Below are 20042 nucleotides of genomic sequence, written 5' to 3'. Positions count from 1 at the left end.
AACGGAGGTCGCCTGAAACAAGCCGATCCACAGGTATTGACAATTCCTCCTCGATCCATCGCGGTCTAAAGATCGATCTTCGGGCGATGGTGCTGCGCCGTTTGCCCGGCGATCGTAGTGGGCATCAAGTAATCACGTTCCCGGCCGGACGAAGGCTGAGGCGGTGCTGCCCTGAGAGAAGGCGCGATCATGATGGACGCAGCGTATGGATTGTTGGCACTGCTTCTGGTGACACTAGCCGGCGCCGGGTGCGCCATGGTGTCCCGCCTGCGCCGCATCCGCCCCAAGCGCATATCGGCCGAGGCGGCACCGCCGATAGCAAAAACCCATCGAACACATTCGGCGCCAAGGGGTTACCGGACCGGCGCCTCGGGCGGTTCAACGGGTCTGCGGCTGGCCATCGAGCGCTCGCATGCCAAGCGGGAGCAGAAACGCCGCGAGCGAAAAGAATTCCAAGCCTGGCTGGAGATCACCTCGGAACCACTGTGATGACGGCCTAAACCCGTTGCGAAGCAGTGCCGCAGCCCTACGATCGGTTGGTATGACCCGCAAGCCCATTGTGTTCTTGGCATTCGCATTCTTGGCGCCGACAGTCCCCACGATCGCCGCCACACCGGCAACCGCAGCGCCCTGCCCCGATGTCCAGGTCGTGTTCGCCCGCGGCACCAGCGAGGGGCCGGGACTGGGCAGTGTCGGCCGCCCGTTCGTCGAGGACCTACGGGTCCGGGTGGCGCCGCGCACGGTTGAGGCGACGCCCGTCGACTACCCGGCGAGCAACGACTTCGTCGTGAGCACCCCAGCCGGCATCGACGCGGCGCAGGCGGTAATGCAATCCACCGCGGCGAACTGTCCGAAGACCAAGATGGTGCTCGGCGGCTACTCGCAGGGTGCGGCGGTGATCGAAGGGGCCACCAACGCGGCACCGCAGCTCGCCAGTCGCGTGGCCGCCACCGCACTGTTCGGTGCGCCGCGCACCGGCTTTGCGGGCATGCTCGCCGGCGGCCCGCTGCCGGAGTTGGCGCCGCAGTACGCCGCCAATTCCATCGATCAGTGCGCAGTGGGCGACCCGATCTGCTGGGTCGACGGTGGGTTCGACGTCGGCGCCCACGGTTCCTATGTCCAGTCCGGAAAAGTCACGCAGGCAGCCGATTTCGCGGCCAGCCGACTCTAGATCGGAGATACCCGAATGACCCAAGCACCACCTGCGACCGCGCTGGAACTGCGGTCCTTGGTGACACCGGACGGCATGCTCGAACTCTCGCTGCATGACGTCGACGTACCCGCGCCGGCCGCCGACCAGGTCGTCGTCCGGGTCGAGGCATCGCCGGTCAATCCGTCGGATCTCGGACTGCTGATTCCCGGCGCCGACATGTCCGCCGCGACGGTCACCGGCACCCCGGAGCGCCCCGTCGTCACCGCGCCGTTGCCGCCAGGGGCCCTGGCACATCTGGCCGTTCGGGTCGGTGAATCGCTACCCGTCGGCAACGAAGGTGCGGGCACCGTCGTAGCGGCGGGGGAGTCGCCGGCGGCGCAGGCACTTCTCGGCAAGACGGTGGGCACCGCCGGCGGCGCCATGTACTCGCAGTATCGCGTTGTCAACGCCGCGGCCTGTCTGGTCCTGCCCGATGGCGCGACGGCTAGGGACGGGGCGTCGTCGTTCGTCAATCCGCTCACGGCGCTGGGAATGGTGGAAACCATGCGCCGAGAAGGACATTCGGCCCTGGTGCACACGGCCGCGGCGTCGAACCTGGGTCAGATGCTGGTGAAGATCTGCCTCACTGACGGGGTGCCACTGGTCAACATCGTCCGCAAGGCCGAACAGGAGGAGATCCTGCGCAACCTGGGCGCGACCTGCGTCTGCAACTCTGCGGCACCGACATTCGAACAGGACCTGCTCGACGCGCTCAAAGCGACATCGGCGACGCTGGCCTTCGACGCGACCGGCGGCGGCACGCTGGCAAGCCAAATCCTCAATGGCATGGAACAGGCGATCAACGCGAGCGCGACGCAGTACTCCCGCTACGGCTCGGCCGTCCACAAGCAGGTCTATATCTACGGCAGCCTCGACACCAGCCCCACAGTCCTCACGCGAAGCTTCGGCATGTCGTGGAGTGTCGGTGGCTGGCTGCTCACCCCGTTCCTCGCCAGTGCCGGGGCCGAGGTCATCGGCAGGCTGCGGGCACGCGTGGCCGCGGAGCTCACCACGACGTTCGCGAGCACCTACACCCAGGAAGTCTCACTGGCGGGCCTGCTCAAGCCCGAGGCGTTCAACAGCTACCTCAAGAAGGCAACCGGCGAGAAATTCCTGGTGACGCCGCAGGCGGTCCCGTAGCCAACGCCAACCAGGAAAACAAAGTGGCCGGCTCTGGAGTCCAGAGCCGGCCACGTGTGATTCGTCGTTGTTACTACCCGCCCAGTGCGCTGCCGAGGTTGTTCGAGAAGTTGGTGCCGACGGTGCCCAGGTTGGTCTGGAAGTTGCTGCCGACGGTGCCGAGGTTGGTCTGGAAGTTGGAACCGGTGACTCCAGCGCCGAACTGGGTGAGGTTGGTGCCGAAGGTGCCGAGGTTCTGCTGGAAGTTGGTGCCCGTGCCACCGGCCGTGATCTGGGAGAAGTTGGTGCCGACGGTGCCCAGGTTCTGCTGGAAGTTGCTGCCGACGGTTCCTACCTGCGAGGTGAAATCTGCCGACGCGGTCCCTGCGGTCGCGAACATGGCCACGGCCATGCCGCTGCCTGCCAGTGCGGCGGCAGCCACCAATTTCATGCTCTGTCGATTCATGTCGCCTCCTAGTAGCTAATTGCCGACCCGGTCAGAAAGTTAGCACTGTTTGTCGACCATCGGGGATTTTTCTTGCCAATAGTTATCTATTGGCGACGTTGCTCGTGAGCCTGCCGGTGCTACGTTCGAGTCTGACTGGTCTGGCCGGGGTGAGGCGCGTGGCCGGAGTTTATGCATGTCAAGCGAGTTTTTATGCTGGGTGGTGAACCGGCTGATCGGGCGGGTGAATCTGGTCGACGCTCCGCTGGGTGGGTGTTCCTGCAAATCCAGGAAACCCGACAGGGCGATGCATGGTGGCGGATATATCGTTGCTGGCTGGGTCCGGTGGCAAAGCGATGAACCAGCTGTTTCGGCCGTCGCGGTAGGCCGTGGTCCACGGCCGCCACTGATGAGGTCCGCGGGTGGGAGCTCGGTGGGACCCGTCTTTTGTGCCCGGCGCACAATCCGCTCGCCATTTGTCGCATTGGGCGCGGAAAATCAATGCGGCCATACGTCGAATGGCGTACTACCTGTCCACAGGCGATCGGTGCACATTCCGTGATGCCGACCCGCGAACAAAACGCAAGTGCACGAATTGCCTATTTCCCGGGTTCCGGGGGAGGCAATTGGCCGAGCCGCCGATTGCGAATCAGCGATTAGCTGGCCACGCAGAATCGCCGCGACAACCGTATGTCGGTGTCGCGGCGATGCTGGTGGTGAAACGGATTAGTGCAGCGGGAAGTTCTTCAGCAGATTGGTCCCGACGGTGCCGAGGTTTTTCTGCAGGTTGGACCCGACGGTGCCGCCGTTGATCAGCACGTTGGTTCCGACGGTGCCCAGGTTCTGGCTCAGGTTGGTGCCGACGACACCCGTGTTGTGCTGCAGGTTGGTGCCGAATTTCCCGATGTTCTGGGTCAGATTCGTGAGGAAGTTGCCCGGAGTCGGTGCCAGTGAAGGCTTCACGACCGACGTGGTCGCGGCCGTCGGTGACGGCTTCTTCGGTGCCGTTGGCTTCGCTGATGCGACGCCGGCGCCGGCGATTGAGATCCCGACAACTGCCGTTGCTGCGCAGCAACCCATGCCTACCAATCGCAGCAGACGAGAAGGCGTGGGTGAAAGTTCATTCGTCATGTATCGGCTCCCCTGTCGCAAATACGGATAACGATTTGAAGTTAACACTTCGGATATGTCAAAACCATGATTTCTAGTACACCTATTTATATTCACGCCTACGTCATTTATAATAGCTCGACAGGTGCTGACTCTGGCAACAATTGGCGTTGCGATCTTGAATTTCGAATTCCCCTGAATTGAATCCTCGGTGGCCTGCGCCGGCGCCCGGCCAGCAATCATTGTCTTGCGATCCGCGGATGGTGCTATCTGGGAATTTGTTCCGCTCCGACGAATCGAGCGCAACCGGCGAGAGTCGGGCGGGGTGCCGGCGTCCGGCGAAAAATGACCACCCGCGTCAGTTATGGCAAACGACCTCTCGGGGGCGGCCCACCAGCACCGATCGCCGGTTGCGGTGTGTCGGCAGCGAGGGCGGCGTGTCCGACGAGCTACGGCGTCGTCAGCGTCACCTTCGTGCCCAGGAACGGCCGCCAGACGATGTAGCCGTGCTCGAAGTTCACCCGGGTGGTGCCGAACCCGGTTTCGTCGCTGGTGGCCAGCCCGAGCTGGGGTACCCAGGCCTTCCCGAACACCGCACTGCCCCAGTGGGCGCCGGTGGCCGGTGAGTACCAGATCGTGATCGGTGTGCTGCCGCCGGAGTCCTGACGTCCATTGGCGAACACGGTCTTTGGTACCACGTTCCGTTTGATCGCCAATTCTCCGACCGGCAACGGCGACGACGCGAACTGTGACCCGACCAGCCACACCACGGAGGCGGTGCGCTGTTGTACGTATGCGTCTTTCTGCGCGGGCAGCTTGAAGACCGGACTCAGCACCTCACCCAGGCTGGGGTCGTTGATGGCCGAGAACTGTTGATACATCGCCGACGTACCCGGCGGGTTCGCCACTACCTGCTGCGCAGGCTTCGGGGTCCAGTCGGAGCGGTAGATGCCGAACCGGTCGTCGTCCTGTGAGCTGGAGGAGTTGCGATCTCGGGTGGTGTAGATCATCAATGGTCCGGCGTAGGGCAATTCCTGCCACGTGCTGATCACATCCGCTATGTAGGTTGCCTGCACGGCTTCGCTGGCTCGGTTGGTCGGCACGCCGAATTCGGTCGCCCAGATCTTCTTGCCGGAATCACCCCTGCTGATCATCAGCTTGCGCATGCGCACCAGCTGGTCGACCGGTGAATCGGTGGTTGCCATGCCGGCGGAGAATTTCTGGCTGTAGCTATAGGGGTGGTACGACAGCGCATCGAAATACGGTTGGGCGCCTGCGGCGTACATGCGGGTGAGGTAGTCGACCGGATTGATGGTCCAGTCGCCCCAGGTTTTGCCTGAACCCAGCACGCCGCCCAGCACGATGGCGTTGGGGTCAGCGGCTTTGATCTTCGGGTAGGCCGCCATGAGCATCGCGGTGTAGCCATTCGGATCCGGCTTCGGAGAGTAGCCGGTGATCCCGTTCGGCTCGTTCCAGACTTCGTAGGCCGCGATCTTTCCCCGGTAGCGGTCGGCGACCTTCGCGGTGAAGTCGGCGTACTGGTCGAATGAAGCCGGTCGACTGTTCGGTGGGATACCGCCGTCGGCCTTCGCCCACAACGGTGAGGTGGTTATGACGCAGATGATGGAAGCGTTCGCCGTTGCGGCTGCCGCGACAACCTGATCGGCGCGGCTCCAGTCCATTCGGCCCTGCAGGGGTTCGACGCCTGCCCACGGAATCCCGATCCGGACCGTGCGGATATTGTTCGCAATCCAGCGCTGCGCCGTTTGCGCGGCAATGTCAGGGGTCTCGAGGAAGATTTGTGAATCAGCAAGTCCCAGTGTCAGACCGGGGGCCGCGAGATTGACGATGCGCGGTGATTCGAGACGGTGATGGTCGGTCGGCACGTTGCCGCCGAAGAAAAGCATGCAGACGACGGACGTCACGGTGACCAGGCTCAGTCGTTTGACTGTTCGCCGATAGTGCCCCGCGTGCTGTGCGCTGGGCTTCCTTTGTATCCGCATGATTGCCATAACGGCTTCACAGTTACACGACCGGCGACGATTGACACGCAGCCTCACAGGCGGCGTAGGCAGACTGAAGCCGCCCTGTTTCCAAACTGAAATTTCGGTCGCGGAGCCTGTCACGCGAAATTCCCTTTGGCACCACAACCCCCACTGATTGTGAACGCAAGCGTCAATTATTGCTTTGCTAGAGGTTTGCCTAAAGGCCCCCGATTCGTCACCGGCGGTCGTACCCTGCACATCAGTCGACATCGATCACGGCTGGACAACGGCGTTCGGTCCCACTTCGATCTGACGGTGGAATGCCATGACCAAACCGCGGCCGCCCCTGCAGCCGTTACCGCCCGTCGCTGCGGGCCAGGTGCATGCGCCGCTGAACAAGGACCGCACTCCGCCCTACAAGATCGTCGGCCTCATCGTGGCTCTGGTCGTCGCCGCCGGGATGACGCTCACGTGGCTGCAGTTCCGCGGCGCCTTCGACACCAAGGCCAAGGTGTATGTGCTGGCGAGTCGGGCCGGATTGTCGATGGACAACGGCTCGAAGGTCACCTACAACGGGGTGCCGATCGGCCGGTTGACGGGCACTGAAGTGGTGACGGCCCCTGGCGAGAAGGCCGAAGCCAAACTGATCCTCGACGTCGGTCCGCAGTATCTCGCCGTGCTGCCGCGCAACGTGGATGTGAAGCTGCTCGCCACAACGGTTTTCGGTAACAAGTACATCTCGATGACCTCGCCGTCCAATCCGACGCCACAGCGCCTCAAGGCCGGCGACACGGTGAACGCCGTCAGCGTCACCACGGAGTTCAACACGCTCTTCGAGACCATCACCGCCATCTCCGAGCAGGTCGACCCTGTGAAGCTGAACGCGACACTGACCGCCGCGGCACAGGCCCTGGACGGGTTGGGTGACAAGTTCGGGCAGTCGCTGGTCAACGGCAACGTCATCCTCGCCGACCTGAATCAGCGCATGCCATCGATCCGGCATGACAACCGTGCCCTCGCCGATCTGGCCGAGGTCTATGCGCAGGCGTCGCCGGATCTGTGGGACGGCCTGAAGAACGCGGTGACCACCGAACGCACCTTGAACGACCAGCGCGAGACGGTCGATCAGGCGCTCATGGCCTCGGTCGGGTTCGGCAACACCGGAGGCGACATCTTCGAGCGCGGCGGGCCCTATCTGGTCCGGGGTGCGCAGGATCTGCTGCCGACGGCTCAAGTGCTGGACAGGTACAGCCCCGAGATCGATTGTGGAATAAGGGCTCTCCCACGCGCCGTGCAGGCCACCTCCTTCGCCGTGGGCGGCAATGGGTACTCGCTGATCTCCCACACCGCGCTCGTCGGCTCGGCGAACCAATACGTCTACCCCGACAACCTGCCCCGCATCAACGCCAGGGGAGGGCCCATGGGTCGGCCGGGGTGTTGGACGGTCACCAGAGACATCTGGCCGATGCCGTACATGGTCATGGACACCGGCGCGTCGATCGCGCCGTACAACCATTTCGGTCTCGGTTCGCCGTTCGCGTCCGAGTACGTCTGGGGTCGCCAGGACGGCGAGAACACCATCAACCCGTGAGCGTTGATGGCGAACCGGGGCAGAGCTAGCCTTGTGCAAGAGGTGTACGACGTGACAGGTACGGCATCCGGTTTCGGCAGTGGGCGTGGCCAGCGGCTCGTTGAAGCCGCCGGTGGCTCACCCATATGTGCCGACACCCATGAAGCGATATTGCAGCGCATGGTCGACCATGCCGTCCGCGAGATACCTGCCGCGAAGTACGCCGGTGTGACGACCGCAGGCTTTCCCGCCCAGTTGGATACCGTCGCGATGACCCATCCGTATGCCGCGGTGGTGGATGCCATCCAGCAGTACCAGCGCCAGGGTCCATTCCTGAGCGCGGCGTGGAAGCGCGACGTCCTACGGGTGAACGATCTGGAGTCCGACGATCGCTGGCCGGCCTATCGACGAGATGTGCTCAGGTCGACCCCCATTCGCTCGGTGCTGTCGTTCCGGCTGTTCACCACGGCACGCTCGGTCGGCGCCCTGATGGTCTACGCGAACGAGCCCAGCGCGTTCGACCGGCACGCCGCGGAGATCGGGTACGTGGTGGCCACGCATACCGCGCTGGGGGTCGGCGGCGCGCCCCCGCGCGACCTGGTTCGCCACGTGCTGGACAACTGGGACGTGGTGGGGGAAGCGAAATCGGTTCTGATGGAACGGTTTCAGGTCGGTAGTTCGGAAGCCTTCCAAATGCTGAAACGCCTGTCGCTCAGTAGTAGCGCCGACCTGCTCGGACTTTCGCAACAGGTGATCGACAAGGCCACTCAGCTCTAGTCGATCGCCTCCATCAGCAGGAGCGCACCCCGAAGACTGTCGTCGGGTGAGGTGAACGACGAACACGTCACCCGCACCCGCGTGGCACGGCCCCGCCGATTGACCGCCTCGACGATCACCTGGCCCGAGCTGTGGGGGTCGACGAAGGCATGACCGATGAGCGGGCGGACGTCATCGAGCGGCAGGCCGATGTCGAGCGACGTGATGCTCACGCCCTGCGTCTCATCGGAGCGCAGCCCCCACAGTTCTTCCGAACCGCGGTTCCACATGACCACCCGCATCTCCCGGTCCACCACCACGACACCCAGCCGGATCGAGTTGACCAGGGCGCTGATGAAGGTTCGGGAATCGTCGAGTTCGGCACTGCGTTCCCGCAATGCGTCGTTGATGGTGTGCAGTTCGTCGTTGGTGGACTGCAGCTCCTCGTTCATGGTTTCGAGTTCTTCGTTGGTGGACTGGAGCTCTTCGTTGGTGGTTTCGAGCTCCTCCACCGTGGACTGCAGTTCCTCGTTGGTGGTTTCGAGTTCTTCTTTGGTGGACTGCAATTCCTCGTACGCCGTCTCGAGCTGCCGGTTGGTCTGGACGACCTTGTCCAGCAGTGCCCGCATCGCGGTGACGTCGAAGAAGACGATCGAGACGCCGAGCAGGCCGTTGTCGGCGTCGACGAGGGGATTGATGTGGATCTCGAACCACACGGTTTCCACGCCGGAGCGCTGCCACTGCACATCCTGAATCCGCGCCGACCGCCGCTCGACCTTCGCCTGCTCGATATAGGACCGCAATTCGACTGGGCGATAAGAGATTTCGAGGTCACGCAGCAGACGCCCGATGTCGCGCGCCGACAGTCCGAAGCTGGTCTCGGCCTGCTGGTTGATCATGGCGACGGTGTCGTCGCCGGTGACGACGATCTGAGCGACCGGGCTGGCCCGGAACGCGAGGTCGCGGACCGTCGTCAACCCGTTCAGTCCACCGTGGCGTTCATACAGTGCGGCCGCGGGGTCGTACCGATCGAGCGACGTGTGGGAGCCCACCGCCTTGCGGAAGATGCGGTTCTTCAGGTCCACCGGGGTGAACCGGTCACCGTGGCTCAGCAGCATCTCGGCGTGTCCGAGGAACAGCGCGCCCTTCGGGGCGAGGGCGAAATGCAACCGGCTCAAGACTCCGCGCTGGGTCTCGGCGTTGAGGTACATCAGCGTGTTACGGCACACCAGCAGGTCGACGCGCGATATCGGTGCGTCACGCACCAGGTCGTTGCGGCCGAAGATCACGCCGCGCCGCAGGTCCTTGTTGAAGACGTAGCGCCCGTTGATCTGTTCGAAGTAGACCGGCAACAGATCGGGCGGCACCGACTCGACGGCGCGCGCGTCGTACGACGCGGCGCGCGCCTCGTTCAGGGCGAGGTCGTCGACGTCGGTGGCGTAGATCTTCACCCGCTGCCGGAACGCATCGAAGCCGAGCGCCTCGGCCAGCAGAATCGCGAGCGTGTACGCCTCCTGGCCGGAGGCGCACCCGGCGCTCCACACCCGGATCGGATCCTCCGGCCCGCGCTCGGCGAGGATCGACGGGATCACCTCGTCCCTGATCGACTGCCAGGCTTCCCGGTCACGGAAGAAGGCCGTCACGTTGATCAGGATGGTGTTGAACAGCGCCGCGAACTCGTCCGAACTCGCTTGCAGGACATCGAGATATTCATCGAAGGTCGTATACCCGGCCTGATCCATCCGGTGCCGGACCCGCCGCATCAGCGAGGTCCGCTTGTAGCCGGTGAAGTCGAATCCACGCGAGTCCCGCAGATAGCGCAGCAAGGCCTCGAAGGAGTCGTCGGTGCCGGCGTCCATGATGTCCTGTCCGTAGGTCATGCGACGCACCGAAACATTACTCGCGGCTACAGCACGTTCTCCGGCCCCACGACGGCCCAGACGGTCTTGCCCGCCGAAGTCGGGAGGTTTCCCCACACCCGGGTCAGCGATGTCACGATGGCCAGGCCGGATGCCCGGCCGGTGCTGTGTGCGGCGTCTTCCTTGCGCTGTGCCAGCGCGGGGCTGGTGTCCTCGACAGCCACGGTGACCAATCGGCCGTCGTACTCCACGCGCAGGATGGGTGAAGATTCCGTGTGCCGCAACACGTTTTCGACCAACGCTGTTGCGATCACCGCGGCCACGGGGATCATGTCCGAGCAGGACCAGCCGGACAGCCAGCCGCCGACCAACCGTTGTGCGTCGATGATGCTGCTGACGTGCGGCGGCAGGTCCGCGCGTGCGCGGCGCCGCTGTCGGGGGCGCGAGCTGCCCGCCGATTGCATCGCTTCCTGCATGGTGGGGAACACCGGTACCCAGCGCGTGATGCCGCGGCGGCCGATGACGGCCCGGACCTCGTCGCTGGCACAAACCAGCAAGATCGGCACGTCGGGCCAGGTGCTGACATGCCAACGGGCACTGGTGAACACCGACCATGCCGAGGCTTCCGGCACCCGCAGTTCGTTGACGTCGACGATCACCACGCGGGGTTCTTCGAGCGCCGCCTTGACCACGCTGTCACGCACTGTCCGGTAGGACAGTCCGTTGAGTACACCGGTGCAGATCAATGTGTATTCACCGCTCCCGCCGTAGACGGGCGCGCTGATATGGATGGGCTCAGTCACCGGTTCCTGCCACCGTGAGTCGTTCGGTGAGCACGCGCAACGCGTGTTCGGCTTCGTCGGCCTGGTCGGTGAACCGCTCCTGGAGCATGCCGGAGCTGACGGTGCCGGCCATCCGTCTGGCCAGTCGGGCCTTCTCCTGGAGGCTGCGGACCGCGACCCACAGTGCGCCGTCCACCTCGTTGTCCCGGGCCTGCAGTAGCGCTTCTGCTGACCAGGCGTGGCCGACGTGGCATCGGTAGTTCCCGTCGCTGATGGTCGACAGGGACCCGTTGCAGTCCGGGCAGTTATATCCCGATGGTGGGCCGAGTGCGCCGGCGTCGAAGTCGGTGGCGAACGGTTCGGCCATGGCGATCCGGTTCTCCAGGAGAAGACTGGCCTGCGGTTCCACGATCGGTTCGTCGTCGACTTGCTCCGTCAGTTGCTTGAGGAGCACGCCGATACCGGTCGCAGGTACCTGATGGTCGGCTGCCCCGGAGGCCAATGCGGCGGATGGCAGCGCCGAGAACACCGCATCGCGGGGGGACTGGGCGATGGTGGCACCGCCGCGCGCTTGAATTGCCTTGAGCCCCAACACCCCGTCGTCGAGGACACCGGACAGCAGGACGCCGATGGCACGAGGCCCGAACGTGATGGCGGCGGAGCGGAACAGTGCGTTGATGGCCGGCCGGTGTCCGTTCTCGGTGGGCCCCCGTGTCAACAGGGTGTGGTGGTCGTCGATGAGCAGATGGCGGTTGGGGACACAGGCATAGAGCGTTCGTGGCCGCAACACGTCGCCGTTGGTAGCGGCCACGGCGTCGAGAGGACCGGCGCGATCCAGGATGCGGGCCAGAACGCTGGGCACGCCTGTCGGCATGTGGAGAACGACCAGGACAGCGAGTGGCAGATCGGCGGGCAGTTGCGCGGCCATCTGACTGAGGGCTTCGACACCACCGGCGGAAGCGCCGACGGCGACAACGCCGCGCAATCGGTTCCGGTCGGCCATTACGCCCACCCACTTCCAGCGTCGGTGCGTTCAGTCTAGTTCTTTCACGGGATTTCGATGAGGTCGAGCCATGGCATAGCGACCTCGGTGGTGTGCTACCCGGTGTCGGGGAAGTGAAACCGACGTTGACGGTGCCGTCACTTTGCCCGGGAGCGTGGTAGAAACGGATTTGCTGTGCGTTGCCTGTGGCGACATGAATACTCGAAGAGCAGGAGTTGTGGATGAAGTTCTGGGTTGCCGGGTTGGCAGTCCTTCTGATGGGAGCGATGACCGGCTGCGGGAAGGGGGACGAGCCACGTGGCACCGGCCCGTCGACTCCGGCAGCGGCCAGCCAGGACGATGTGCGCGCGATCGCGAAAGACGCCTACGTGTACGGCTTTCCGATGGTCGACTCCTACCGCATCCAGTACGCCTACTTCGTCGACAAGGCCAACCCGCAGTACAAGGGTGAGTGGAACAAGCCCCACAGCATCGCCCGGGTCTTCACGCCCGAGGACACGGCGATCCAGACACCCAACTCGGACACGCCGTACACCATGCTCGGGGCCGACCTGCGCGCCGAACCGCTGGTTCTGACCGTTCCGCCGATCGAGGCGAACCGGTACTTCTCGCTGCAGTTCATCGACGGCTACACCTTCAACTTCGCCTACGTCGGCAGCCGGACCACCGGCAACGGCGGCGGCAAATACCTTCTGGCAGGCCCGGATTGGAAAGGTGAGAAGCCGGCCGGGATCACCGAGGTGATTCGCTCGGGCACCCAGTTCGCGCAGGTCATCTACCGCACCCAGCTGTTCGACCCCGCAGACCTGGACAACGTCAGGAAGATTCAGGCCGGCTACACCGTCGAGCCGCTGTCGGCATTCGAACACCAGCCGGCAAAGACCGCTCCGCCAGTCGATTTCGCTGTGCCGCAGTCGGCCGAGGATGAGAAGACCTCACCCAAGTTCTTCGAGACCCTCAACTTCGTCCTGAAGTACGCGCCGGTGCTGCCGGGCGAGCAGGACGTGCGCGCCCGCTTCGCCAAGATCGGCATCGGCCCCGACGGCGACTTCAACGCCGAGAAGCTGAGCAAGGAAAAGCTCGAGGCAGTGAAGGCCGGTATCGCCGACGCGTGGGCCGAAGCCGATGCCTTCAAGAAGGACAAGCTCGCCACCGGGCAGGTGACGTCGGCTCAGCTGTTCGGCACGCGTGAATTCCTGGGTGGCAACTACCTGTACCGGATGGCCGCCGCGGTGCTCGGCATTTACGGGAACACCGCTGCCGAGGCCATCTACCCGGTGGTGTCCGTCGATTCGACGGGGGCTCCGCTGACCGGCGCCGACAAGTACACGCTGCACTTTGCGCCGGGGCAGCTGCCGCCGGTGAACTCGTTCTGGTCGCTGACCATGTACAAGATGCCGCAGAGCCTGCTGGTGGCCAACCCCATCAACCGGTACCTGATCAACTCGCCGATGGTGCCCAACTTGATCAAGGATGCTGACGGCGGCATCACGATCTACGTGCAGAACCAGTCGCCCGGCGCGGACAAGGAAGCCAACTGGCTGCCGGCCCCCGAGGGTCCGTTCCAGATCATCATGCGGCTGTACTGGCCCAAGCAGGAAGCCCTCGACGGCGCCTGGAAGGCGCCGAAGGCGGTCAAGAGCTAGCGCTTGCGGCTGCAGTTCGGCTGGGCGGGTTTGGTCGGCCAGGCACATACGTTGAGGAACGTCTCGGTGCCGAACCCGCCGCCGTCGAACACGCCGTAGTTGTCGCCGTGAGTACCGGTGTAGGTGGCGCCGCCGCCACCGCCCGGTCCTCCGTCGGACGACACGATGGTGGTGACGGCCCAGCCCTTGCCTTCGAGCGCTGTCTTGTAGGCCGCGACGACATCGGTGGGGGAGCCCGTCACCTTGAAACTGAGGTGAATCCCGTTGTCCGCGATGGTGTCCGGGCCCCAGGCCTGGGCGGCGCCACCGGGTGTCGGCACCAGCGCCTGCAGCTGTGCGGGGCTTGCGGAGGCTGCCGACGAGGTGCTGCTCTTGGTGCTGGAATCAGACCCGCTGCTGCAGCCCGCCACGAGGCCGATCGCCGCCGCTGCGACTGCCACCGAACGAATTGCGTTTGCCATGATCGCTCCCCTCGTCGAGCGCACCGTATCAACGTATTCGACGCAGCGGTCAAAAACGGCGTGGTTGGGCGGCGCAGGGCAACGCACCTACGATGCGATCGTGGTGTCGGACGGCTGGGAAGCGCACATCCCGACGGCTACCTACGGTCCGCCCCGGCTCGGCGGCGCCGTCATCGCGCGGCCGGCGATCACCGGTGCCTTGTCTGCTTCGCACGCTGGGTTGATCGTCGTGACGGCACCCGCCGGTTATGGCAAGACGACCGCGGTGGCCCTGTGGGATGACGCCGACACCCGGCCGTTTGCCTGGGCGCGGCTGGACCATCTGGACAACGACCCCGCACATCTACTGCTGCACCTGATGACCGCGGTGGACCAGGTCGCTCCGGTGGACGCCGCGACGTTCCAGTACCTGCGCGGAGCCGGACGGTCCGTCGAAACCCAGCTGGTGCCGGCAGTGGTGGCGGCACTGGAAGCCGCCGGGCCGATTGTGTTGGTGCTGGACGACGTTCATGAGCTGACGCACGACGCCGCTGTCGCGACATTGCGCGCGCTGGTCCAACTGGCCCCGGAATCGACGACGCTCACGTTGACCGGTCGGCACGCACCGCCGTTGGACCTGGCGCGCCGCAGGTTGCAGGGCGGCGTGCTGGAGGTCGGTACCGAGCAGTTGAAACTCTCTGTCGCAGAGGCGGAATCGGCACTCGATTCCGTGGGCGGTCCGGTTGGTCCGACGGCTGCGTCGGTGATCGAGCGCTGCGAGGGCTGGGCGGCCGGCGTGGTCATGGCGGCGATGGCTCTGCGCGACGGGGCACCTGGTGAAGCCATCACCGGTCGCCACCGGCTGGTCGCGGATTATCTGGTCGAAGAAGTTCTGGACCGGCTGGACCCGGCGGTCGAGACATTCCTCGTCGAATCGGCGGTGCTCGACCACTTCACCGCCGACGATCTGAACAACGTTCTACAGCGCGATGATTCAGCTGACATGCTCGGCGGGATCGACGCCTCGGGCAATCTGTTCCTGGTCTCGCTGGACGACGAGGGCATCGAGTACCGGTACCACCGGCTGTTCGCCGATCAACTGCGCGCGCGGCTGCGCAACCGGGACCCGGCGCGGTTCCGCGCGGTGGCCTCCCGGGCGGCGGAACACCTGGAACGAGCCGGTGACATCGACGGGGCCCTGCTGCAGGCCTTGGCGGCCGACGACCCGGCCCGTGCCGCGGCGCTCGTCGAGCGGGACGCCGTCCGCCTCGGATTCGACGGTCGCGCCGGCACTTTGGAGCGCCGGCTGAGCCTGCTCGATAAGCACGTCTTCACCGAGTACCCCGACGCCGCGATCGCGCGAGCCTGGCTGGGCGTGACGCTCGGGGATGCTGATCTGATCCAGCGGTCCCTACTACTGGCCACGGCGGGAGACCGCGGCGAGGCGCTGGCCGATGGCACGGCATCGGTGAAAGTGGCTGCGGCCCTGGTCGGTTCCGTCATCGGCATCGGCGGTCTGGCGGAGATGGTGCGGCACGCCGACACGGTGTGCGCCGCCGGTGACAACCTGACCAACCCGTGGTGGGGTGCGGCCGCCTCGGTCAAGGGCGCGGCGCTGGCAATGATCGGCGATGCGGAAAATGCCAGGGCCACATTGGAAGCGTCGCTTCCGGTCATTGACGATCTGCCCGGATTCCGGGCCGTCGCGCTGGCTCATCTGGCCCTGCTGGACCTCGACGACGGCGCCCTGCTGTCGGCGGCGCAGCGCAGCGCGCAGGCCCGCAGCATCGTCGACTCCCGTGACTTGTGCGATCTGGTGCCCATGGTCGTCGTGTATGGCGTCGACGGATTGGTACGCGGTCACCGAGGTGACGTCGCCGGGGCACGGGACGCGGTGCAGGGCACCGAACGGCTGCTGGGCCGTCTCGGTGACCTGGCGGCACGTACCGCGGCGTTGGGCCACGCGTTCACCGCCGCCACGGCCCTCGAGATCGACGACCCGGAACTGTGCCGTCGGCACCTCGATGCGGGTCAGTCGGCCTCCCGTCGCGAGCCGGATGCCGCCGCGGTGCAGGTGCGGTTGGACCGGGTACGGGAACTGCTTGCGGCACATGCGCAGCACGGCGCGCGGCCGTCGCTGACCGCCGCCGAACTGCGACTGCTACCGCACCTGGCCACCCATTTGTCGCTGCAGAAGATCGCCGGTGAATTACACCTGGGCCGGGAGACCGTGAAGAGCCAGGCCACATCGATCTACCGCAAGTTGTCGGTGTCGTCCCGCGCCGCGGCTGTGACCGAAGCCGCTCGTCTCGGCCTGCTCGACCAGCACTGACCCGTCAGGCCCTCCGGGCCAGGAACCGTGAGAACGGGATCAGCATCGAGAACTCCGCGATCAGCACCACCGTGATCATCACCGTGACGCGTGGGTCGCTGAAGTTCTGCCCGGCCACCACGAACGCGGCTGCGGCGTTGCGCTGTGCCGTACCCAGGGCCAGGACCGGCCGGGCTGCGGTGCTGAAAAACACCAGCCCCCAACCGATTCCGGCGCAGATCGCGGTGTACACGACAGCCGCCAGCAGGCCCCGGGTGCCGTAGATCGACAGCACCTCCCGGAAATTGGCGACGATGGTCAAGACGACCACCAGGACCATGCCGACGGTGCTGATCAGCCCAACCGCGGGCCGGATCCGGGCGGCGAGGTCCGGAGCGCGGCTGCGCCCGAGCAGGCCGATGGCCAGCGGAATGAGCATCAGGATCACCAACGAGGACGCGATGGCGAGCGGATCGACCGCCGATCCCTTGAGGAAGATCGGCAGCACGATCGGCACGTACACCACCGTGGTGATCATCAACAGCACCATCAGGCCCACCGTCAAAGCCGTGTCGGCCTTGGCGAATTCGGCGAGCTTGATCAGGAACGGCGCGCCCGCCGCCAGCCCGCACAGCAGCAGGCCGACACCCAGCGGTTCGTCGAGACCGAAGAGATGCCAGAGCCCGAGCGCAACCAGTGGCGCCGCAACGAAATTGGCGACCAAGGTCAGGCTCACCACCCGAACGTCCTTGAGTGGAGCCAGGATCTGAGCCGGAGTCAGGCTCAGCCCGACACCCAGGGTGCTGGCCACCACGAAGATGACGACCGCGATGTTGGAACCGCGAACCGCCAGCTCGGTTACCGTCACATCGTCACCAGGTTGCGCCAGAACGACTTCAGGCTGTCGCTGGCGCCGAACAACGTCGTGAAATGTGTCGAGTCGACCAGCACGATGTCACCGGCACGGTCCCCGGTCGGCGGCATGTGGATCAGGGCGTTGAACTCGGTGTTGCCCGCCAGAGTGAACGGGTGGGGTCGGGTCTGGTCGATCAGCTGCCGGCCGAGCACGCGCAGGTTCGGTCCTTCCGGCGCCGTCAGCTGGTAGTGCGGCAGGTGCGGATGCAGGGCGAGCGTCGTGACGTCGCGCAGCAGGCCGGCCGAATCCAGATCGCGGAAAGCGGTAAGCGGCACAATCTGTTTGGTGCCCTCGACCGTCGCCGGGCGCAGACCCCAGGTGTTGTGCACGGGGATGTTCAGTCCCTTCAGCAGGGACCGCGCGAATCCGCTGAAGTTCTGGACGCGCGGGGTCAGCGGGTCGCCGTGGTGCAGGTACTCCATCTGCTGCTGCTCTTTGTCGTCGGTGAAGCCGACGTCGTGGTGCGGGGCCAGCATCAGGCAGGTGCCCTCGCGCTTCAGCCACTGCTGGATCGCGGCCACCTCTTCCGGGGTGGCCTCCTCGTCGCCGAGCAGGTGGTCCAGCCCGAAGATCATCAGGGTGTCGGTGTCGTTCAGGATGCGTTCGTCGATCGGCAGCCGGTAGCCGGCCTGATCGACCCGCTGGAACACCGCCACGGGATGGCCGGTCGCCGCACCGGCCACGTCCTGGAATGACAGCGAGGAGCGGTGGAAGAGCTCCAGGGTGCCGTCGACCCCCTGTAGGAACTCCCGCGCGCTGTATTCGACACCTTCGTACGCAGGCCATGTTGCGGCGCGCACCTCCGTCATGGTGGAGAACCGGTTGTAGAGCAACGCCGGATCGCGCTGGGCCTCCCACGGGTAGCTCCACGACCAGTAGATGGACACGCGGCGGTTGCCGTTGTGGGGACGGGTGATGTGGGCCTGGTTGTAGGTGCGGGCGTACGAACTCATGATGCTCCTTGGTGTCCGAGGGTGGAGAGATGACGCAGCGCGTTCAGGCCGGGCAGGAAGAAGTATGCCCCGCCGCGCAGCGTGGTGAATGCTGGTAACCCCTTGTGTACCTTGCGGATCGGCCGCTTGGGGATCGTGAAATCCAGCGTGCCGTCCTGCGTGCCGCAGATGGGGTCGTGTTCGTTGCCGAGCTCCTGGAACGCGGTGTCGTTGATCCATACGTTCTGGGCGAACTCGAACTGCCGCACCAGGCTGGCGCAGATCAGGAACATCCCCACACCGCGTTCGACACCGTCGTCGGCGGCGCCTTCGGGCAACGCCGGGCCGTAGGTGCCACTGCGCCGGATCATCCTGCGCCGATTGGGATTCGGTTCGGTGTCACGCGGGTTGAGCCGACGTGCGTGCGAGCCGACCGGGCACCTGTACCCGTGCGGATCCATGGTGGCGTAGTCGAAATCGTTGTTGCGCATCGGATCCGCGCCGAGCTCCGGATCGTCGTGCTCGGGCGCCAAGACCAACGGTGCGCCGCTGCGCCAGCGGCCCATGAACTTGGCGGCCAGCAGCTCCTCGCCTTCGGCGTCTGCGGCGTTCTGCTTCAGGTAGTCGCGGAAGGTTCCGACATGCTCCTCCAGCCGCCGGTACGCCATGAAGCTGCCGTTGCGTGAAAGCACCTCGAGGGCAGGCTGATTCGACACCAGGCCCTCTTCGTCCGGATAGCCGAGGAGGAACTCGCCCGGGGCCAGCGCCCCACCGCCACCCGGGATCAGCGTCTCCCCGGAACCGGCCATCTGCGGTTGCGACACCGGATCGCGGTACCCGAAGTGATCGTGGTCGTACTCGAACGGCGCGGTGGCCGCCAGATCCAGATGCGACAGCGTCCGCACCCCGGGGCATCGGGCCAACAGGGCGTCGTGTTCGCCGACGCACCGCACCCGCTCGTCCTCGTCCCGTGCGAACAGGATGACGATGGCATGCAGGTCGTCGCCCGCGAGCCCACCGGTCCAGTGCTCCGGCGCGGCCGCACCGGTGTCGCCGAGGATGTCGGCACGGGCGGCCATGCCCTCCCGGAACTCGGCCGGGAACGTCGCCAGCGTCTCCTCGTCAAGTCCCAACGCGCGCAAGCCGTTCCAGGTGAACGCCAGGTTGACCCAGCGCTTGAAGATGTTGACGGTCTTGCGCACGTCGGTCGCCGACTGTACGAGGGGCACCATCTCGGCCAGCCACGCCTGCCCGGCTTCGGGGGTGTCGAACGACAGGAACTCGTACCGACCGGTGAGGTGGGGCGTCCCGGTCAGCATGATGTGCTGGATGTCGTCGAATTCGAGTGCTGTCACTGCATCTGGTCCAGCATGTCGGAGAACGCGGCCTTGAGCCGCAGGGCCTTCTTGATCTCGACCGACGTCACATACGGGTACTCGCCGTACTCCAGGAAGCTGGGCACCTGGTGGTCGCGGACGAACTTGATGAATGCTTCCGGATTGGTCTTCCAGTCCTCCGGGAAGCCCACCAGGTGCGTGAATGCCGTGGTGATGCCAGTTGAGCTGAACAGCTTGACGGCGTCCTCGGTGTACTTGTCGAAGTCGGTGTCGAAGATGCCCTGGTACTGGAAATGCAGGCCGGAGCCGACGTCGAACAACTGCCAGCGCAGGTAGTGCAATTTCAGGGGAGCCAGGACATCAGGCTGGGCAGCTACGGCGGCCTCGAGTTGCTTGCCGTAGTCCCGGATCGCCTGCTCGTGCCCGTCGAGAACCTTCGCGATGATGTTGAAGCCGTAGCACGCGGGGGTCTGCGGGTAGACCGGTCCGTAGCGGCCGCGGGTCAGCTCGAAGTAGCCCTCCTTCGGGATGGCCAGAGCTGCGGGCTGGGTCCAGTCGTGGTTTCCGTTGTGTGCCATGGCAACGAGATTATGAGCGCGGCGGGGACCCGTCGTCCCCCGATTCGGGGGAAATTGACGC

The 20042-nt window shown here is 65.2% G+C and carries 18 protein-coding genes; 7 read left to right on the top strand and 11 right to left on the bottom strand.

Features of this window, described 5'->3' with window-relative positions:
• The first annotated feature begins 189 nt into the window (after positions 1–189).
• The 3 genes from EB75_RS28825 to EB75_RS15795 are packed head-to-tail and all read left to right on the top strand — an operon-like array spanning position 190 to position 2332.
• Positions 190–489 (top strand): hypothetical protein, encoded by a 300-nt coding sequence (locus EB75_RS28825; protein ID WP_142239629.1) that lies wholly within the window; start codon positions 190–192, stop codon positions 487–489.
• A gap of 52 nt (positions 490–541) precedes the next feature.
• Positions 542–1171, top strand: a complete 630-nt coding sequence (locus EB75_RS15800) for a cutinase family protein (protein WP_073696297.1) — start codon at positions 542–544, stop codon at positions 1169–1171.
• 15 nt (positions 1172–1186) lie between these two features.
• Positions 1187–2332: a zinc-binding dehydrogenase gene (locus tag EB75_RS15795; RefSeq protein ID WP_073696296.1), complete on the top strand. Its 1146-nt coding sequence runs from the start codon at positions 1187–1189 to the stop codon at positions 2330–2332.
• 73 nt (positions 2333–2405) lie between these two features.
• Here EB75_RS15795 and EB75_RS15790 read toward each other — a convergent pair whose 3' ends face one another.
• The 3 genes from EB75_RS15790 to EB75_RS15780 form a co-directional block, all read right to left on the bottom strand.
• A complete protein-coding gene (locus EB75_RS15790) occupies positions 2406–2777 on the bottom strand; it encodes a hypothetical protein (protein ID WP_142239628.1) in 372 nt (123 codons plus the stop codon).
• A 705-nt stretch (positions 2778–3482) separates the two neighbouring features.
• The gene (locus EB75_RS15785; protein WP_142239627.1) at positions 3483–3719 is read right to left on the bottom strand and encodes a hypothetical protein; all 237 of its coding nucleotides are present in this window, start codon (positions 3717–3719) and stop codon (positions 3483–3485) included.
• Positions 3720–4315: 596 nt separating this feature from the next.
• A complete protein-coding gene (locus tag EB75_RS15780; RefSeq protein WP_286150210.1) occupies positions 4316–6121 on the bottom strand; it encodes a cellulase family glycosylhydrolase in 1806 nt (601 codons plus the stop codon).
• A 55-nt stretch (positions 6122–6176) separates the two neighbouring features.
• On the opposite strand from EB75_RS15780, the gene EB75_RS15775 reads away from it, so the two are divergent.
• Together EB75_RS15775 and EB75_RS15770 are read left to right on the top strand one after the other, a co-directional pair.
• Positions 6177–7442 carry an MCE family protein gene (locus tag EB75_RS15775; protein WP_083612315.1) on the top strand — a complete coding sequence of 422 codons (1266 nt, stop codon included), beginning with the start codon at positions 6177–6179 and terminating at the stop codon, positions 7440–7442.
• Positions 7443–7493: 51 nt separating this feature from the next.
• The gene (locus tag EB75_RS15770; RefSeq protein WP_073696315.1) at positions 7494–8198 is read left to right on the top strand and encodes a GAF domain-containing protein; all 705 of its coding nucleotides are present in this window, start codon (positions 7494–7496) and stop codon (positions 8196–8198) included.
• On the opposite strand, the gene EB75_RS15765 is transcribed toward EB75_RS15770, so the two are convergent.
• Genes EB75_RS15765 through EB75_RS15755 form a run of 3 tightly spaced genes read right to left on the bottom strand, consistent with a single transcriptional unit; the run spans position 8195 to position 11821 of the window.
• A complete protein-coding gene (locus EB75_RS15765) occupies positions 8195–10036 on the bottom strand; it encodes a CheR family methyltransferase (RefSeq protein ID WP_073696313.1) in 1842 nt (613 codons plus the stop codon). The genes EB75_RS15770 and EB75_RS15765 overlap by 4 nt on opposite strands.
• Positions 10037–10083: 47 nt before the next feature.
• Positions 10084–10839 carry an STAS domain-containing protein gene (locus EB75_RS15760; RefSeq protein WP_083612311.1) on the bottom strand — a complete coding sequence of 252 codons (756 nt, stop codon included), beginning with the start codon at positions 10837–10839 and terminating at the stop codon, positions 10084–10086.
• Complete coding sequence (locus tag EB75_RS15755; RefSeq protein ID WP_073696293.1) at positions 10832–11821, bottom strand: chemotaxis protein CheB; 990 nt, start codon at positions 11819–11821, stop codon at positions 10832–10834. Before EB75_RS15755 ends, EB75_RS15760 begins: the two co-directional genes overlap by 8 nt.
• A 221-nt stretch (positions 11822–12042) precedes the next feature.
• Here EB75_RS15755 and EB75_RS15750 point away from each other — a divergent pair, with 221 nt between their 5' ends.
• Positions 12043–13467 carry a DUF1254 domain-containing protein gene (locus tag EB75_RS15750; RefSeq protein WP_073696292.1) on the top strand — a complete coding sequence of 475 codons (1425 nt, stop codon included), beginning with the start codon at positions 12043–12045 and terminating at the stop codon, positions 13465–13467.
• Here EB75_RS15750 and EB75_RS15745 read toward each other — a convergent pair.
• Positions 13464–13928, bottom strand: coding sequence for a hypothetical protein (locus tag EB75_RS15745; RefSeq protein WP_073696291.1), 465 nt, complete (start codon positions 13926–13928; stop codon positions 13464–13466). The two genes, EB75_RS15750 and EB75_RS15745, sit on opposite strands and share 4 nt — an antisense overlap.
• Between EB75_RS15745 and EB75_RS15740 the strand changes: the two genes are divergently transcribed.
• A complete protein-coding gene (locus EB75_RS15740; protein ID WP_083612309.1) occupies positions 13927–16239 on the top strand; it encodes a winged helix-turn-helix domain-containing protein in 2313 nt (770 codons plus the stop codon). The genes EB75_RS15745 and EB75_RS15740 overlap by 2 nt on opposite strands.
• A 4-nt stretch (positions 16240–16243) precedes the next feature.
• On the opposite strand, the gene EB75_RS15735 is transcribed toward EB75_RS15740, so the two are convergent.
• From EB75_RS15735 to EB75_RS15720, 4 genes are read right to left on the bottom strand one after another with little or no spacing between them, the layout of a single operon-like run.
• Positions 16244–17086, bottom strand: coding sequence for a bile acid:sodium symporter family protein (locus EB75_RS15735; protein ID WP_073696290.1), 843 nt, complete (start codon positions 17084–17086; stop codon positions 16244–16246).
• Positions 17083–18087 (bottom strand): hypothetical protein, encoded by a 1005-nt coding sequence (locus tag EB75_RS15730; protein ID WP_073696289.1) that lies wholly within the window; start codon positions 18085–18087, stop codon positions 17083–17085. The genes EB75_RS15735 and EB75_RS15730 overlap by 4 nt, the downstream gene beginning before the upstream one ends.
• Entirely contained in the window at positions 18084–19421 is a 1338-nt protein-coding gene (locus EB75_RS15725; protein ID WP_353651653.1) for a Dyp-type peroxidase, read from the bottom strand. Before EB75_RS15725 ends, EB75_RS15730 begins: the two co-directional genes overlap by 4 nt.
• A complete protein-coding gene (locus tag EB75_RS15720) occupies positions 19418–19981 on the bottom strand; it encodes a hypothetical protein (RefSeq protein ID WP_073696288.1) in 564 nt (187 codons plus the stop codon). Before EB75_RS15720 ends, EB75_RS15725 begins: the two co-directional genes overlap by 4 nt.
• Between the last annotated feature and the right edge of the window lie 61 nt (positions 19982–20042).

It is taken from the genome of Mycobacterium sp. ST-F2 (genome assembly GCF_001905655.1).
Taxonomy (GTDB): Bacteria; Actinomycetota; Actinomycetes; order Mycobacteriales; family Mycobacteriaceae; genus Mycobacterium.
Note: the sequence above shows the minus strand (reverse complement) of the source record. Positions and strands in the feature narration are given on the sequence as shown.

What these genes read in the sequence shown, in the direction of transcription:
- EB75_RS28825 (WP_142239629.1), top strand. Translation starts at nt 190, where the DNA reads ATGATGGACGCAGCGTATGGATTGTTGGCACTGCTTCTGGTGACACTA.
- EB75_RS15800 (WP_073696297.1), top strand. Translation starts at nt 542, where the DNA reads ATGACCCGCAAGCCCATTGTGTTCTTGGCATTCGCATTCTTGGCGCCG.
- EB75_RS15795 (WP_073696296.1), top strand. Translation starts at nt 1,187, where the DNA reads ATGACCCAAGCACCACCTGCGACCGCGCTGGAACTGCGGTCCTTGGTG.
- EB75_RS15790 (WP_142239628.1), bottom strand. Translation starts at nt 2,777, where the DNA reads ATGAATCGACAGAGCATGAAATTGGTGGCTGCCGCCGCACTGGCAGGC.
- EB75_RS15780 (WP_286150210.1), bottom strand. Translation starts at nt 6,121, where the DNA reads ATGTCGACTGATGTGCAGGGTACGACCGCCGGTGACGAATCGGGGGCC.
- EB75_RS15775 (WP_083612315.1), top strand. Translation starts at nt 6,177, where the DNA reads ATGACCAAACCGCGGCCGCCCCTGCAGCCGTTACCGCCCGTCGCTGCG.
- EB75_RS15765 (WP_073696313.1), bottom strand. Translation starts at nt 10,036, where the DNA reads ATGGACGCCGGCACCGACGACTCCTTCGAGGCCTTGCTGCGCTATCTG.
- EB75_RS15755 (WP_073696293.1), bottom strand. Translation starts at nt 11,821, where the DNA reads ATGGCCGACCGGAACCGATTGCGCGGCGTTGTCGCCGTCGGCGCTTCC.
- EB75_RS15750 (WP_073696292.1), top strand. Translation starts at nt 12,043, where the DNA reads ATGAAGTTCTGGGTTGCCGGGTTGGCAGTCCTTCTGATGGGAGCGATG.
- EB75_RS15740 (WP_083612309.1), top strand. Translation starts at nt 13,927, where the DNA reads ATGATCGCTCCCCTCGTCGAGCGCACCGTATCAACGTATTCGACGCAG.
- EB75_RS15745 (WP_073696291.1), bottom strand. Translation starts at nt 13,928, where the DNA reads ATGGCAAACGCAATTCGTTCGGTGGCAGTCGCAGCGGCGGCGATCGGC.
- EB75_RS15730 (WP_073696289.1), bottom strand. Translation starts at nt 18,087, where the DNA reads ATGAGTTCGTACGCCCGCACCTACAACCAGGCCCACATCACCCGTCCC.
- EB75_RS15720 (WP_073696288.1), bottom strand. Translation starts at nt 19,981, where the DNA reads ATGGCACACAACGGAAACCACGACTGGACCCAGCCCGCAGCTCTGGCC.